At 71.7% G+C, this 17,497-nt stretch carries 1 protein-coding gene; it reads left to right on the forward strand.

The features are described 5' to 3' along the window. Nucleotides 1-3: 3 nt before the first annotated feature. On the forward strand, nt 4-17,497 hold a 17,494-nt coding region (locus D7V97_RS03945; protein ID WP_120609239.1), incomplete at its 3' end, for a non-ribosomal peptide synthase/polyketide synthase.

Genomic DNA, 17,497 nt, shown 5'->3' on the forward strand with positions numbered 1-17,497 from the left:
ACCATGAAGAACGTCGACGACATCTACCGTCTCTCGCCCATGCAGCAGGGCCTGCTGTTCCACACGCTCGGCGCGCCGGGCACCTACGTGGAACAGGTCTACTGGTCCTGGCGCGGTGAGCTGGACGTGCCCACGCTCCAACAGGCGTGGCAGCGGATGGTGGGGCGCCACACGCCCCTGCGCACGGCGTTCTTCTGGGAAGGCATGAAGGAACCCCTCCAGGCGGTGCGCCGACTCATCGAGCCGACGTGGCGTCTGGAGGACTGGACCCAGGTGCCGCCCGAGGCGCAGGAAGCGCGCTTCGCGGCCCGCCTGGAGCAGGATCAGCGCGAGGGCTTCAACCTGTCCGCGGCGCCGCTCCTGCGCTTCACGCTGGTGCGCTGCGGGCCCGCGCTCACGCGGTGCATGCTCAGCTACCACCACCTGGTGATGGATGGCTGGTCGCTGCCCGTGTGCATGCGGGAGCTGTTCCTCACCTACGACGCGCTCAGCCGGGGCGAGGAGCCGAAGCTGGAGCCGGCACGTCCCTACCGCGACTACATCGGCTGGTTGTCGAAGCAGGACCGGGGACAGGCGGAGCGCTTCTGGCGTGAACGGCTGGGGGGCTTCCGCGCCGCCACGCCGCTCGCGGTGGACCGTCCGTCCGCGCCCGGCACGGAGGTGGAGGCGTACGGCACCCAGTCCCTGCGTCCCGGTGCGGGGCTGAGCGGTCGGCTGGCGACGTTCACGCGCCAGTACCAGGTGACGTTGAGCACGCTGGTGCAGGGCGCGTGGGCGCTGACGTTGGGCCGGTACAGCGGACAGGACGACGTGGCCTTCGGCACGGTCGTGTCCGGACGTCCGCCCTCGCTGCCCGGCGTGGACAGCATGCTGGGCACGTTCATCAACACGCAGGTGAGCCGCGTGCGGCTGCCTTCGGACGCGTCGGTGCTGTCGTGGCTGAAGGCGCTGCAAGCGGAGCAGTTCGCCGCGCGTGACTACGAATACGTGTCGCTGGTGGACGTGCAGGGCTGGAGCGACGTGCCCCGCGGCCAGCCGCTCTTCGAGAGCCTGGTCATCTTCGAGAACCTGCCGCGTCGCGGGCTCGCGCCGGAGATGACGGCGCGGCTGCCGGTGGACGGCTTCTCGCGCACGCACGCGCGCACCGGCTATCCGTTGAGTTTCGTGGTGCTGCCGGACGCCACGGACCTGGAGTTGCAACTCACCTACGACAAGGCCCGCTTCGACGCGGCCACGGTCCAGCGGATGCTGGGCCACGTCGCCACGTTGCTGGAGTCCATCGTCGGAGCACCGGAGGCGCGGCTCGCGGACGTCACGCTGCTCACGCCCGAGGAGCGGCAGCAGGTCCTGCACGCCTGGAACGACACCCGCGCGGAGTTCCCGGCGTCGGAGAGCCTCCCCTCGCTCTTCGAGGCCCAGGCCCGCGGGACGCCCGACGCCATCGCCCTCTCCTTCCAGGGGCAGTCGCTCACCTACGCGCAGCTCGATGCGCTCTCCAACCAGCTGGCCCGGCGGATCCAGGAGCTGGGAGTCCGCCCCGGTGACTTCGTCGTCCTGGGCCTGGAGCGCTCCTTCGAACTGGTGGTGTCCCTGCTCGCCATCCTCAAGGCGGGCGCGGCCTATGTCCCGCTGGAGGTCTCGCATCCGCGCGAGCGTCTGGCGCTGATGCTCCAGGATGTCGGGGCACGTCTGCTGATCACCCGCGAGCGATTCGCGGACACGCTCTCCCCGCTCGTCCCTGCGACACTCTGCCTGGACGCGGACTGGCGTGCACAGCTCGCCTCGCGGCCGGACTCCGCGCTGGACGTCCCGGGCGTGGGCGGCGACAGCCTCGCCTACGTGATGTTCACGTCCGGCTCCACGGGCCGCCCCAAGGGCGTGTGCGTGCCCCACCGCGCCGTCGTGCGCCTGGTGCGCGGCAACGGCTTCATGCGCTTCGGGCCGAAGGAGGTCTTCCTCCAGCTGGCCCCCGCCGCGTTCGACGCTTCCACGCTGGAGCTGTGGGGCGCGCTGCTGCACGGCGCCCACCTGGTGCTCGCGCCCGCGCAGGACCTCTCGCTGTCCGAGGTGGCGGAGCTGCTGCGCCACCACCACGTCACCACCCTCTGGCTGACGGCGGCCCTCTTCGAGCAGATGGTCCTGCACCACCCCGACGCCCTGGCGACCGTGCCCCAGGTGCTCGCGGGCGGTGACGTGCTGCCTGTCCTCCGGGTGCGTGAGCACCTGGCTCGGGTTCCCGCCCAGGCCGTGCTGATCAACGGCTACGGCCCCACGGAGAACACGACGTTCTCCACGACCCACACCGTGCGGCCCACGGACACGCTGGCGGCCGCGGTGCCCATCGGTCGTCCCATCGCCAACTCCACGGCGTATGTGCTGGACGCGACGCTGCGGCCCGTGCCCGTGGGCGTGCCCGGCGAGCTGTACGTCGGCGGCGAAGGCCTCGCGTGGGGCTACCTGCACCAACCGACGCTGACGGCCGAACGCTTCGTCCCGCATCCCTTCAGTACCACGCCGGGCGCGCGCCTCTACCGCACGGGAGACTCGGTGCGCTGGCGTGCCGACGGCACGTTGGACTTCCTGGGCCGCACCGACTTCCAGGTGAAGCTGCGCGGCTTCCGCATCGAGCCCGGCGAGGTCGAAGCCGCCGTGCGCCAGGTGCCCGGCGTCCGCGAAGCCATCGTCCTCGTGCGCGAGGATGTCCCTGGCGACAAGCGCCTCGTCGCGTACGTGGTCCCGGCCGGGCCGGATACCACCCACCCCTCCCCGTCCGAGCTTCGGGAGCACCTGCGCCAGCGGGTCCCCGAGTACATGGTGCCCGCGGCCTTCATGCTGCTGGAGGCGCTGCCGCTCAACGCCAACGGCAAGGTGGACCGCAGGGCCCTGCCCACGCCCGACGCGAGCGCCGTGGTGCGCGTCCCCTCGCGCCCGCCCTCCACCGACACCGAGCGCCGTCTCGCCGGGCTCTGGACGGAGGTGCTGAACCTGGGCGCGGTGAACGCGGAGGACGACTTCTTCGCGCTCGGTGGCCACTCGCTGCGGGTCACCCAGCTCGTCTCCCGCGTGCGCGCCGTCTTCGACGTGGAGCTGCCGCTGCGCGCGGTCTTCGAGGCCCCGACCCTCGCCGCCCTGGCCGCGCGCCTGGACTCCGCCAACACCGACGCCACGAAGCAGGCACCGCCCCTGGTGCGGGTGTCGCGTGAGGGCGCCCTGCCGCTGTCGTTCTCGCAGCAGCGCCTGTGGTTCCTGGATCAGCTCCAGCCCGACAGCGCCTTCTACAACGTGCCCGGCGTGGTGTGGCTGGAGGGAGAGCTTGACCCGAAGGCGCTCGAACAGAGCCTGCGTGCCCTGGTGGAACGCCACGAAGTCCTGCGCACCACCTTCCCGCCCGACGGCGACTCCCCCGTCCAGGTCATCCACGCCACGGGGCTGACGGAGCTGCCCGTCATCGACCTCGCGCACCTGTCCCCCGAAGCGCGCGAGACCGAGGCCCGGCGCCTCGCCACCAAAGAGGCCCTGCGCCCGTTCGACCTGAAGAACGGCCCCGTGCTGCGGGCCACCCTGCTGCGGCTGGAGCCCACGCGGCATGCGCTGCTCGTGACGCTGCACCACATCGTGTCGGACGGTTGGTCCCTCGGCGTGATGGTGCGCGAGCTGGCCGCGCTCTACCGCGCGTTCTTCACCGAACAGGCCCCGAACCTGCCCCCGCTGCCGGTGCAGTACGCCGACTTCGCGGTGTGGCAGCGACAGTGGTTGCAGGGGGACGCGCTCGAAGCGCAGCTCGACTTCTGGCGCCAGCAGCTCGCGGGTGCGCCCGCGGCCTTGGAGTTGCCCACCGACCGGCCCCGTCCCGCGGTGCAGTCCTTCCGGGGCGCGTCGCTTCCGGTCCTCCTGCCCCGCGCCGTCGTGGATCCGGTGCAGGCCCTGGCGCAGCAGGAAGGCGCCACGCCGTTCATGGTGCTGCTGGCCTCGTTCCAGCTCCTGCTCTCGCGCTACTCCGGCCAGCAGGATGTCTCTGTTGGCGCGCCCATCGCCAATCGCAACCGCGCGGAGACCGAAGGCCTCATCGGATTCTTCGTCAACTCGCTCGTCCTGCGTGCGCGCATTGATTCCCGCGCTTCCTTCCGGGCCCTGCTGCGTCAGGTGAAGCAGTCCACGCTCGCCGCCTATGAGCACCAGGACGTCCCCTTCGAGAAGCTCGTCGAAGCGCTCCAGCCCCAGCGCGACCTGAGCCGTTCACCGCTGTTCCAGGTCATCTTCGCGCTGCAGAACGCGCCCATGGGCGTGATGGAGCTGCCCGGCCTGCGCCTGAGCCTGCGCGAGCCGGAGACGGCCACCGCGAAGTTCGACCTGGACCTCAACTTCCAGGAGACGACCGAGGGCCTCGCCGGCTCCATCGGCTACAGCACCGACCTGTTCGACGCGTCCACCGTTCGCCGGATGATGGAGCACTACGGCGTGTTGCTGGCCGCGCTCTGCGCCCGGCCGGACGCGCCGCTGTCCACGCTCTCGCTGCTGACCGGCGATGAGCGCCAGCGCGTGCTCGTGGACTGGAACGCCACGGCCCGCGACTATCCGCGCGAGCCGTCCCTGGCTGCCCTCTTCTCACGGCAGGCCTCGCTCAGCCCGGACGCCATCGCCCTCGTGCAGGGCAACCGCGAGCTGACGTACTCGCAGCTCGACTCGCTCTCGAACCAGCTCGGGCATCAGCTCCGGAGCCTCGGTGTCGGGCATGGCTCCAGCGTTGCCCTCTCGCTGGAGCGTTCGTTCGAGCTGGTCGTCTCCATCCTGGCCATCCTCAAGGCGGGGGGCGCCTACGTCCCGCTGGACGCGTCCCTCCCGCATGAGCGCCTGGCCCTGATGATCCAGGACGTCGGCGCCAACCTGCTCCTCACGCAGGAGCGGTTCACCGCGTCCCTGTCGCCCCTCTTCCGCTCGACGTTCTGCTTCGACGCGGATTGGCGCGCGCGGCTCGCGTCGAAGGCGTACTCCGCGCTGGACGTCCCGGGCGTGGGCGGCGACAGCCTGGCCTACGTGATGTTCACGTCCGGCTCCACGGGCCGGCCGAAGGGTGTCTGCATTCCCCAGCGCGCCGTCACGCGGCTGGTGCGTGACAACACCTTCCTGCGCTTCGGGCCGCAAGAGGTCTTCCTCCAGTTGGCCCCCGTCGCCTTCGACGCCTCCACCCTGGAGCTGTGGGGTCCGCTGCTCCACGGCGCGCGGCTGGTGCTGCCGCCTCCGCACGCGCTGTCGCTCGAAGAGGTCGCCGAGCTGCTGCGGCACCACCGCGTCTCCTCCCTCTTCATCACGACCGCCCTCTTCGCCCAACTGGTGCAGCACGAGCCCGAAGCCCTGGCGAACGTGTCCCAGCTCATGGCCGGCGGCGAAGCCATGCCCCTCGCGCGCGCTCGCGAGCACCTGCTGCACATGCGCCCGGGCACGCGCTTCTTCCACGTCTACGGGCCCACGGAGAACACCACGTTCTCCACCAGCCAGCCCCTGGAGCCCGGAACGCCCGTCGGCGGTTCGCTGCCCATCGGCCGGTCCATCTCCAACTCCACGGCCTACGTGCTGGATCCGGAGCTGCAACCCGTACCCGTGGGCGTGCCCGGCGAGCTGTACGTCGGTGGCGAAGGGCTCGCGTGGGGCTACCTCCAGCAGCCGGCGCTCACGGCCGAACGCTTCCTGCCGGATCCCTTCGGCACCACTCCCGGCGCGCGCCTCTACCGCACCGGCGACAAGGTGCGCTGGCTGGCCGACGGGGCGCTCGACTTCCTGGGCCGCACCGACTTCCAGGTGAAGCTGCGCGGCTTCCGCATCGAGCCGGGCGAGATTGAAACCGTCCTGCGCCAGGTGCCCGGCGTCCGCGAAGCCATCGTCCTCGTGCGCGAGGACAGCCCTGGAGACAAGCGCCTCGTCGCGTACGTGGTCCCGGCTCCGCTCACACAGGGCACTGAAGCGCCCACGCCGGACACGCTGCGCACCACGCTCAAGCAGCACCTGCCCGAGTACATGGTGCCCGCGGCCTTCGTCCTCATGGACGCGCTGCCGCTCAACGCCAACAACAAGGTGGACCGCAAGGCCCTGCCCGCGCCCGACGCCGGCTCCGTGGTGCGCGCCGCGTCGCGTGCGCTCGAGACGGACACCGAACGCCAGCTCGCGACCCTCTGGGCCGACGTGCTGAAGCTCGACTCGGTGGGCGCCGGAGACGACTTCTTCGCATTGGGTGGCCACTCGCTCCTGGCCACGCAGCTCGTCTCCCGCCTCCGCGCTGCCTTCGGCGTGGAGCTGCCCCTGCGCGCGCTCTTCGAGGCTCCCACGCTCGAAGCGCTCGCCGGACGCATCGATGCCGTGCGCACGCAGTCCCTCGCGCCACGGGCTCCGCCGATGGTGCCGGTGTCGCGCGATGGCGCCCTGCCGCTCTCCTTCGCGCAGCAGCGGCTGTGGTTCCTGGATCAGCTCGAACCCGGCAGCACCGTCTACAACGTCCCGGGTGTCCTCCACCTGGAGGGAGACCTCGACGCCGCCGCGCTCCAGCAGGCGTTGGATGCGCTGGTGCGCCGTCACGAGGTGCTTCGCACGACCTTCGCTCCGGGCCCGAGCGGCCCCGTACAGCGCATCGCGCCGCCTGCTCCGTGCGCCTTCGAACGCATCGACCTGGGGTCCCTGTCGGCGTCCGAGCGTGAGCTCCGCCTGCGCAGCCTCATCGCCGAGCATGCGTCGCGTCCGTTCGACCTGTCGCGGGGTCCGCTCTTCCGCGCCGTGCTCGTGCGCCTGGAGGCGAAGCAGCACGTGCTGGTGGTGCTCACCCACCACATCGCCTCGGACGGTTGGTCCGTGGGCGTCATGGTGCGCGAGTTCGCCGCGCTCTACCGCGCGTTCACCACGGGTCAGACTCCGAACCTCCCCGCGTTGCCGGTGCAGTACGCCGACTTCGCGGTCTGGCAGCGACAGTGGCTCCAGGGGGACGTGCTCGAAGCGCAGCTCGACTTCTGGCGCCAGCAGCTTGCCGGTGCGCCCGCCGCGCTGGAGCTGCCCACCGACCGGCCCCGTCCCGCGGTGCAGTCCTTCCGGGGCGCGTCGCTCCCGGTCTCGCTGTCTTCGTCTGTCTCCAGCACCCTCAAGACCCTGGCGCAGCAGGAAGGCGCCACGCCCTTCATGGTGCTGCTGGCCTCCTTCCAGCTCCTGCTCTCGCGCTACTCCGGCCAGCAGGACGTCTCGGTTGGCGCACCCATCGCCAATCGCAACCGCGCGGAGACCGAAGGCCTCATCGGCTTCTTCGTCAACTCGCTCGTCCTGCGCGCGCGCATTGATTCCCGCGCTTCCTTCCGCACCCTGCTGCGTCAGGTGAAGCGGTCCACCCTCGCCGCGTACGAGCACCAGGACGTCCCCTTCGAGAAGCTCGTCGAAGCGCTCCAGCCGCAACGCGACGCCAGCCGCTCGCCCTTGTTCCAGGTGTCCTTCGCGCTGCAGAACGCGCACGTGGGCGCGCTGGAGCTGCCCGGCCTGAGCCTCAAGCTGCGTGAAGCCGAGGCCACCACCGCGAAGTTCGACCTGGACCTCAACTTCCAGGAGACGGCCGAGGGCTTCACCGGCTCCGTCGGCTACGGCACCGACCTGTTCGACGCGTCCACCGTCCGCCGGATGATGGAGCACTACGGCGTCCTGCTCGACGCGCTCTGCGCCCGTCCGGACGCGCCGGTGTCCACGCTCTCGCTCCTCGCGGGCGCGGAGCGTCAGCGCGTGCTCGTGGAGTGGAACGCGACGCGCTCCACCGTCCCCGTGGAGGACACCCTCCCGAGCCTCTTCGAGTCGCACGCCCGCCGCGCCCCGGACGCCGTGGCCGTCGAGCACGAGGGCCAGACCCTCACGTACGCGGCGCTGGACGCACGCGCCAACCAGCTCGCGAACCACCTTCGCTCGCTCGGCCTCCCGCCGGAGGCGCGCGTCGGGCTGTGCGTGGAGCGCGGGCTGGACCTGATGGTCGGTCTGCTGGGCATCCTCAAGGCCGGCGGCTGCTACGTGCCGCTGGAGCCCGCCTATCCCCGGCAGCGCCTGGCCTTCATGTTCCAGGACTCCGCCGTGTCGGCGGTGGTGACGCAGCAGTCCCTGCGCGACTCGCTGCCGGAGCACACGCTCCCCACGGTGTGCCTGGACTCGGACGCGCCGGTGCTCGCACGTCTGTCCACGCAGGTGCCCCAGGGTCCTCGCGTCGCGGCGGATCAGCTCGCCTACGTCCTCTACACCTCCGGCTCCACCGGCCTGCCGAAGGGCGTGGGCATCACCCACCGGTCCATCGTCCACCTCGTGCGGGACACGGACTACGTGGACCTGCGCCCCACGGACTGCATGGCCCAGGTGGGCACGCCGTCGTTCGACGCGGCCACCTTTGAAATCTGGGGCGCGCTGCTCAATGGCGCAAGGCTGGCCGTCATCCCGCGCGACGTGACGCTGTCGCCGCGAGCGCTGGCGAAGCGCCTGAAGGACCAGGGCGTCACCACGGCCCTGCTCACCACGGCCCTCTTCCACCAGGTCGCGCGCGAGGTGCCGTCCGCCTTCGCGGGCATGCGCTACCTCTTCTTCGGCGGAGAGAAGGCGGATGCACGCGCGGCGCTCCAGGTGGTTGGCGCGCAGGGTCCCCAGCATCTGGTGAACCTCTACGGCCCCACCGAGGCCACCGTCTGCTCCACGTCGCAGGAGGTCGCGGGCCTGCCGGCCGATGCCACCTCCATCCCCATCGGCGGCCCGCTGACGCGCATGCGCGCCTACGTGCTGGATGCCCACGGCCAGCCCGTCCCCACCGGCGTCCCCGGGGAGCTGTACCTGGGCGGCGTCGGACTCGCGCGAGGCTACCTGGGGCAGCCCGCCCTGACGGCCGAGCGCTTCGTGCCCGACGCCTTCAGCAACGTGCCCGGAGCGCGGCTCTACCGCACGGGTGACCGCGCACGTTGGAATGCCCACGGCACGCTCGACTTCGTGGGCCGCGTGGATGCGCAGGTGAAGCTGCGCGGCTTCCGCATTGAACCGGCGGAGGTGGAGGCCTTCCTCCTCCAGCACCCGCAGGTGCGTGAAGCCGTGGTGCTGGTGCGCGAGCAGTCCCCGGGCGACCACCGCCTCGTGGCCTACGTGGTGCCCACGGCTCCGGAACCGGACACCGCGGCGCTGCGCGCCTTCCTCAGCGAACGGCTGCCCGCGCACATGGTGCCGTCGGCCTTCGTGTCGCTGCCCGCGCTGCCGTTGACGCCCAACGGGAAGCTGGATCGCCACGCGCTGCCGGCACCGGATGCCCGCGCCCTCGCCACCGCGTCCACGCCCGCCGCGCCGGAGAGCCTGACCCTCTTCCAGCAGCGCATCGCCGCCCTCTTCAGCGAGCTGCTGAACGTGGAGCGCGTGGGGCTGCACGACGACTTCTTCGCGCTGGGAGGCCACTCGCTGCTGGCCACGCAGCTCGTCTCGCGCGTGCGCTCCACCTTCGGCGTGGAGCTGCCGCTGCGCACGCTCTTCGACGCGTCCACCGTCGCCCGCCTCACCGGGCACGTGGAGGCGCTGCTGCTCTCCCGCGCGACGACGTCCCAGCTTCCGCCGCTGCGCCCGGTGCGCCGCGACGCGGACCTGCCCCTGTCCTTCTCCCAGCAGCGGCTGTGGGTGGTGGATCAGCTCCAGCCCGGCGGCAGCCAGTACAACATTCCCGTCGCGGTCCGGCTGGAAGGCACGCTGGACGTCGAGTCCCTCCGCCGCGCCCTGGAGCACCTGGTCGCGCGCCACGAGTCCCTGCGCACCACCTTCGCGCTGAAGGACGGCCAGCCCATCCAGCGCGTCCACCCGGCCTCCACGTGGACGCTCCCCCTCACCGACTTGGAGTCGCTGCCGTCCGGGGACCGCGAGGCCGAGGCGCACCGCGTGTCCGCGGAGGAAGCCGGCGCGGCGTTCGACCTGGGCACGGGCCCGCTGCTGCGCACGCGCCTCTTGCGCCTGGACGCGAAGCTCCACGTCCTGCTGCTCAACATGCACCACGTCGTCTCCGACGGCTGGTCCATGGGCGTGCTCGTGCGCGAGGTGGCCACCGGCTACGCGGCCTTCTCCACCGGGACGACGCCGTCGCTGCCGCCGCTGCCGGTGCAGTACGCCGACTTCGCCGCGTGGCAGCGCCAGTGGCTCCAGGGCGACGTGCTCGCCCAGGAGGTGACGTGGTGGAAGGAGCACCTCGCCGGGGCGCCGCGCGTCCTGGAGCTGCTCACCGACAAGCCCCGTCCAGCCCTGCGCTCCTCGCGCGGTGGACTGCTGCCCGTGCACCTGCCGCTGGAGCTGACGCAGCGGCTGCTGTCACTCGCGCGGCAGGAGAACGCCACGCCGTTCATGGCGCTGCTCGCCGCGTGGCAGGTGCTCCTGTCCCGGTACACGCGCCAGGAAGAGCTGCTCGTCGGGTCGCCCGTCGCGGGCCGTCGCCACGGTGAGCTGGAGGGGCTGGTCGGCTTCTTCGTCAACACGCTGGTGCTGCGCGGGCGCGTCCACGCGAAGGACTCCTTCCGCGCGCTGCTCTCCCAGGTGCGCGACACCACGCTCGCGGCCTACGAGCACCAGGACCTCCCGTTCGAGAAGCTCGTCGAGGAGCTCCAGCCCCAGCGCGACCTGAGCCGCAACCCGCTGGTGCAGGTCATCCTCGCGCTGCAGAACGCGCCGCAGGGCGAGCTGAAGGCCCCGGGCCTCACGCTGCGCCCGGTGGAGGTGGAGAACGCCACGGCCCGCTTCGACCTGGGGCTGTTGCTCTCCGAGTCTCCCGACGGCCTGCGCGGCGTCCTCGAATACAGCACCGACTTGTTCGAGCACGCCACGGCGGTCCGCATGGCGGGCCACCTGCGCCGGTTGCTGGAGTCCATCGTCTCCGCGCCGGAGGCACCGCTGTCCACGCTGGAGTGGCTCACGCCGCCCGAGCGTCAGCAGCTCCTGGTGGACTGGAACGCCACCGACGTGGACTACCCGCGCGAGGGTTCCATCCCGGAGCTGTTCGAGCACCAGGTCGCCCTGCGTCCGGACGCCATCGCGCTCGAGTTCGCGGACGAGCGCCTGACCTACGCACAGCTCGATGCGCGTGCGAACCAGCTCGCCCACCTGCTGCGCGACAACGGCATCGGGTTGGATTCGCTGGTGGGCGTGTGCCTGGAGCGGTCCACCGAGATCGTGGTGTCGCTGCTGGCCATCCTCAAGGCCGGTGGCGCCTACGTGCCGCTGGATGCCGCGTACCCGACGCAGCGGTTGACGTACATGCTGGAGGACGCACCGCCCCGGCTGTTGCTCACCACGCGGGCGCTGCGTCCCAGCCTGCCGGTGTCCGACGCGGTGCCCTGCCTGTTCGTGGAGGAGCTGCGCCTGGACGGACAGCCCACGTCGCCCACGGGCGTCCGGCCGCTCCCGCGCAACCTGGCCTACGTGGACTTCACGTCGGGCAGCACCGGCCGACCCAAGGGCGTGGCGGTGGAACACCGGGGCGTGCTGCGCCTGATGTACGGCGCGAAGTACGTGGACATGGGACCCCAGGAGACGCTCCTCCTCATGGCGCCCATCTCCTTCGACATCTCCACCATGGAGGTCTGGGCCGCGCTGCTGACCGGCAGCAAGCTCGCCGTCTTCCCGCCCCAGCCGCCCACGGACCTGGAGCTCTTGGGCAGCGTGCTGCGGCGCCACGGCGTCACGACGCTCTACCTGTCCACGGGCCTGTTCTCGCAGGTGGTGGACGTGGGGCTGGAGATGCTGCGCGGCGTGCGGCAGGTGATCGCCGCTGGCGACATCCTCTCGCCCACGCACACGCGCAAGGTCATCGACACGCTGGGCATCCCCGTCACCAACGGCTACGGCCCCACCGAGGGCACCGTCTTCGCCAACTGCCTGCGCGTGACGCGGGCGGAGGACGTGGGCACGAGCGTCCCCATTGGCCCGCCCATCTCCAACACGCAGGTGTACATCCTGGATGCGCACCTGCGTCCGGTGCCGGTGGGCGTGCCCGGCGAGCTGTGCATCGGCGGCGACGGCCTCGCGCGAGGCTACCTGTCGCGCCCGGACCTGTCGGCCGAGCGCTTCGTGCCGGATCCGTTCAGCGGCCGGCCCGGAGAGCGGCTCTACCGCACGGGCGACCTGGCGCGCTGGCGCCCCGATGGCGCGGTGGACTTCCTGGGCCGCATCGACACGCAGGTGAAGGTGCGCGGCTTCCGCATCGAACTCTCCGAGGTCGAAGCCGCCGTGATGTCCACGCCCGGCGTGCGCGAGGCCATCGTCCTGGTGCGCGAGGACGTGCCCGGCGACAAGCGGCTCGTCGCCTACGCCGTCCCCGCGACGCCCGCGACTTCGCTCGCGTCCACGGACCTGCGCGAGCACCTGCGCCAGCGGCTGCCCGAGTTCATGGTGCCGTCGGCCTTCGTCGTGCTGTCCGCGCTGCCGCTGAACCCCAACGGCAAGGTGGACCGCAAGGCCCTGCCCGCGCCCACCGCCACCGCGTCCGGCGGCACGGGCCGCTTCGTGGAGCCCGGAAACCCACTGGAGGAGAAGATCGCGGCCATCTGGGCCCGAGAACTCGGCCTCGAACGCGTCGGCGTGCACGACCACTTCTTCGAGGACCTGGCCGGCACGTCCCTCTCCGTGGTGCGCGTCTCCACGCGCCTGCGGCAGGAGCTGAACCACGAGCTGCCCGTGGTGTGGCTCTTCGAGCACCCCACCGTCCACGGCCTCGCCCTGCGCCTGGAGCGCGAGTCGGGCGGTGCGCTCGGCCGCACCAACGCCGCCACGCCCGCGCCGTCCGCGCCCGTGGCCCCTCCGCGCACGCGCGCACCGCAGGCGTCCGGGTCGTCCGACATCGCCATCATCGGCATGGCGGGCCGCTTCCCCGGCGCGGGCTCCGTGGAGGACTTCTGGAAGAACCTGCGCGAGGGCGTGGAGTCCATCTCCCGCTTCACGCCGGAGGAGCTGGAGCACCTGCCCGGCCTGCCCGAGGGCATGGAGCTGTGGCAGCACCCGGGCTTCGTCCCCGCGGGCGGCGTGCTCGACGACATCGATCAGTTCGACCACGCCTTCTTCGATATGTCCCTGCGCGAGGCGCAGTGGACGGATCCGCAGCAGCGCCTCTTCCTCCAGTGCACCTGGGCGGCCCTTGAAGACGCGGGCATCGAACCGGAGCAGTTCCCCGGGGACATCTCGCTGTACGCGGGCGCGAACGACTCCGGCTATGCGCAGGCGGTGCAGCAGAACATGCCGCTGGACGGGGCCGCGTTCTTCGAGCTGTACGGCACCGCGACGCACCAGAGCCTCGCGCAGAAGACGTCCTGGAAGCTGGGCCTGCGAGGTGAGAGCACGCTCGTGTACACCGCGTGCTCCACGGGGCTCGTGGCGGCGCACCTCGCCTGCCAGAACCTGCTGGCGGGGCTGTCGGACGTGGCCATCGCGGGCGCCACGCGCCTGAGCGCGGCCCAGCGCACGGGCTACGTCTATCAGGAGGGGTTGATCTTCTCTCCGGACGGACACTGCCGCGCGTTCGACGCGAAGGCGAAGGGCACCATCTCCGGCAACGGCGTGGCCGCGGTGGTGCTCAAGCGGCTGGACGACGCGGTGCGGGACGGCGACTCCATCTACGCCGTCATCCGCGCCACGGCGACGAACAACGACGGGCGCGACAAGTCCGGCTTCACCGCGCCGAGCGTGCAGGGCCAGTCCTCCGTCATCACGCAGGCGCTGTCGCGCGCGGGCGTGCAGCCGAAGGACATCGGCTACGTGGAGGCGCACGGCACGGCCACGCCGCTGGGAGACCCGATTGAGGTCGCGGCGCTCCAGCGCGCCTACGGCCTGGGCCCGGAGCACAAGGGCACCATCGCGCTCGCGTCGCTGAAGACCAACATGGGCCACCTGGACACGGTGGCCGGGCTCGCGGGCCTGATGAAGGCCGCGCTCGCGCTGCACCACGGGGAGATTCCCCCCAGCCTGCACTTCGAGAAGGCCAACCCGCAGATCGACTTCGACGCGGGCCCCTTCTTCGTCAACACCACCCTTCGGCCCTGGCCGGCGGGCGAGACCCCGCGTCGCGCCGCCGTCAGCTCCTTCGGCGTCGGCGGCACCAACGCCCACGCCGTGCTCGAGGAAGCACCCATGTCGCACAGCGGTTCCACCACGCGGTCCCACCAGGTCGTCCTGCTCTCGGCGCGCACGCCCGAGGCGCTGGAGGCGGCGTCCCAGCGGCTCGCGTCGCACGCGGAAGCCCGCGCGGACCTGTCCATGGCGGACGTGGCCTTCACGCACGCGGTGGGCCGCAAGGGGTTCGACCACCGGCGCACCGTGGTGGCACGTGACGCGGCGGACCTCGCGAAGCAGCTGCGCAAGCCGTACACGCCGGTGACGGTGAAGGACGCGGAGGCCGCGCGCCGTCGCCGCGTGGCGTTCGTGTTCCCCGGCCAGGGTGCCCAGCAGGTGGGCATGGGCCGCGAGCTGTACGAAGCCGAGCCCGCCTTCCGCAAGCACCTGGACGCGTGCCTCGCGCTCCTGGAGGCCCCGCTGCGCGAGCGCGTCACCACCCTGCTCCAGGCCACTCCCGGCCCGCAGGCTCCGGAGTCCGCGCTGCTGGCGGATACGCGCGTCGCGCTGCCCGCCCTCTTCGCCGTGGAAGTGTCACTGGCGCGGATGTGGATGGACTGGGGCGTGAGGCCCTACGCCGTCATGGGTCACAGCTTCGGTGAGTACGCGGCCGCGTGCGTGGCCGGCGTGCTGTCGCTGGAGGACGCGCTGAAGCTCGCGGTGACTCGCGGGGCGCTGATGCACAGCATGCCGCCGGGCGCGATGCTCGCGGTCGCGCTGTCCGAGGCACAGGTGGTGCCGCTCTTGACGGGCCGCCTGACGCTGGCCGCCCACAACTCTCCGGACCGGTGCGTCGTCTCCGGGCCGGTGGAGGAGATCGAGCGGCTGCAAGAGGAGCTGAAGCGCCGCAACGCGGGTTCGGTGCGCATGCCCGCGCCGCATGCGTTCCACTCGTCGGACGTGGAACCGCTGATGCCCGAGCTGGCGAAGGTGGTGGGCTCGATGGGCCGCGCCGAGCCGACGGTGCGCTACGTCTCCGGACTCACCGGCACCTGGGTCCGCCCGGGCGAGCTGAACGCGCCGCGCTACTGGGCGGATCAGATGCGCCAGCCGGTGCGCTTCACCGACTCCGTGGGCGCGCTGCTGGAAGAGGGTTGCAGCGTGCTGCTGGAGGTGGGGCCGGGACAGGACCTCACCCCGCTGATGCGTGCGTGCCTGGGCCAGGACAAGGACCGCGTGAAGGCCGTGCCCTCGCTCAAGCGCGGAAGCACCACGCCCGAACACGCGGGGCTGATGGCGTCGATGGGCGAGCTGTGGACCACCGGCCTCGCGCTGGACTGGAAGGCGTTCTACGCCCACGAGCAGCGCCTGCGAATCCACCTGCCCACGTACCCGTTCCAGCGCAAGCGCGTCTGGGTGGAGGCCTCGCGCACCGCTGCGCCCACGGCCATCGCACCGGCCGCCGCGCCGCTCCCGCCCCAGGCGCAGGGAGCCCTGTCCGCTCCCGCGTCCACGTCCGCGTGGACCGCGGCCCAAGCACAAGGCTCGGTCCCCGGGGCAAACCCGCCTGCACAGGCGCGGACGGCGCCACCGCATGCGCCCGGGCAGGCGCAGGTGGCGGCGGCCCCCATCGTCACCGTCTCACCGTCTTCGCAGGGCACCCTCGCCGCTCCCGTGGGAGAGGTGTCCGCGCGCACGGTGGTCCCCGCGCAGGCACCGGCGGCCCTGGTCCCCGTGAGCCTCCCCGCCGCATCGGGCGCCCCCGCGCGTGCGGACGCGCCGCGAGGTGACATCGAGGAGCGCGTGGCCGCGCTCTGGCGCGAGCGTCTGGCGCTGGAGTTCGTCGGCCGCGATGACAACTTCCTGGAGATTGGCGGCAACTCGCTGATGGCCGCGCAGCTCCTCAACCAGCTGCGCGACACCTTCGGCGTGCAGGTTCCCCTCGCGGCCCTGTTCGAAGCCCCCACGGTGGCCGGCATCGCCGCGCGCATCGAGCCGATGTTGAGCCAGGCACCCGCAGCGACGCAGACACGCGAGCTGCCCCTGGAGGCCCTGCCGCGCACGGGCGAGCTGCCCCTGTCCTTCGTGCAGGAGCGCGTGTGGCGGCTGGAGCAGCACCTGCCCGGCCTCTCCGCCTACAACATCCCCGTCGTCCTCAAGCTGGAAGGCGACGCGGCCCTGGAGCCCCTGGAGCGCGCCATCCAGGAGATCGTCCGCCGCCACGAAGCGCTGCGGACCACCTACGACCTCGTGGACGGTCGCCCCGTGCAGCGATTCCACGCGCACGTGCGCATCCCGCTGGAGCGCGTGGAGCTCACCGGCACGCCCGAGGAGCGCGAAGCCGAAGCCCTGCGACTGGCCCGTGAGGACGCGGCGCGGCCCTTCGATCTGGTGAACGGACCCGTGCTGCGCACGACGCTGCTGCGGCAGGCGGAGAACGTGCACCTGCTGCTCGTCTGCATCCACCACGTCGTCTGCGACACGCTGTCCATCGCCATCTTCATCCACGAGCTGAGCCAGCTCTATGGCGCCTTCCGCCAGGGCAAGCCTTCGCCGCTGGCGCCGCTGACGGTGCAGTACGCGGACTTCGGCGCGTGGCAGCGCCGCACCATCGCCGAGCACCTGGTGCCGGAGCAGGAGCAGTGGTGGCGCACCCGGCTCGCGGGCATGCCGCGCCAGCTGGGCGTGCCCACGGACCGGCCGCGTCCGGAGAAGTGCCCGCTGACGTCGGAGCGCATGAGCGTGGCGTTCCCGCAGGCGCTCGCCCGGGAGCTGGTGTCCTTCGGCAAGCGCGAGGGCTTCACCGGCTACATGACGGTGCTCGCCGCATGGAACGTGCTCCTGCACCGCTACACGGGGCAGACGGACATCATCGTCGGGACGCCCATCGCCAACCGCACGCGGCCGGAGCTGCTGTCGCTCATCGGCTACGTGGCGCACTCGGCGGCGTTCCGCACCAGCCTCGCGGGCGACCCGACCTTCCGTGAGCTGCTGGAGCGCGTGCGCCAGGAAGTGGCGGACGCGCAGGCGCGCCCGGACGTGCCGTTCGAGTACCTGGTGGAGCAGCTCGTCCCGGGCAAGGACATCGGCCGCGACCGCATGGCCGACACCGTCTTCGTCTACCACAGCAACGCTGTCTCCAGCGTCGACTCGCAGGACACGATGGGCGTGCGCACCTCCATCGTAGAGGTGCCCGGCACGCCGGTGCAGTGGGGCACCACGCTGTCGGACCTGACGCTCATCCTGTCGGAGGGGCCCGCGGGCGTGCACGGCGCGCTGGAGTACGCCACCGAGCTGTTCGACGCGTCCACGGCCCGGCGCATGCTGGAGCACCTCCAGACGCTGCTGACCTCCGCGCTCGCGAAGCCCGATGAGCGGCTCTCCCGCCTGTCGCTCTCGACCGAGCTCGAACGCAACGCCTGGCCCCGCCCCCTGCCCGTCCCCACCG

It is taken from the genome of Corallococcus sp. CA053C (genome assembly GCF_003611675.1).
Taxonomy (GTDB): Bacteria; Myxococcota; Myxococcia; order Myxococcales; family Myxococcaceae; genus Corallococcus.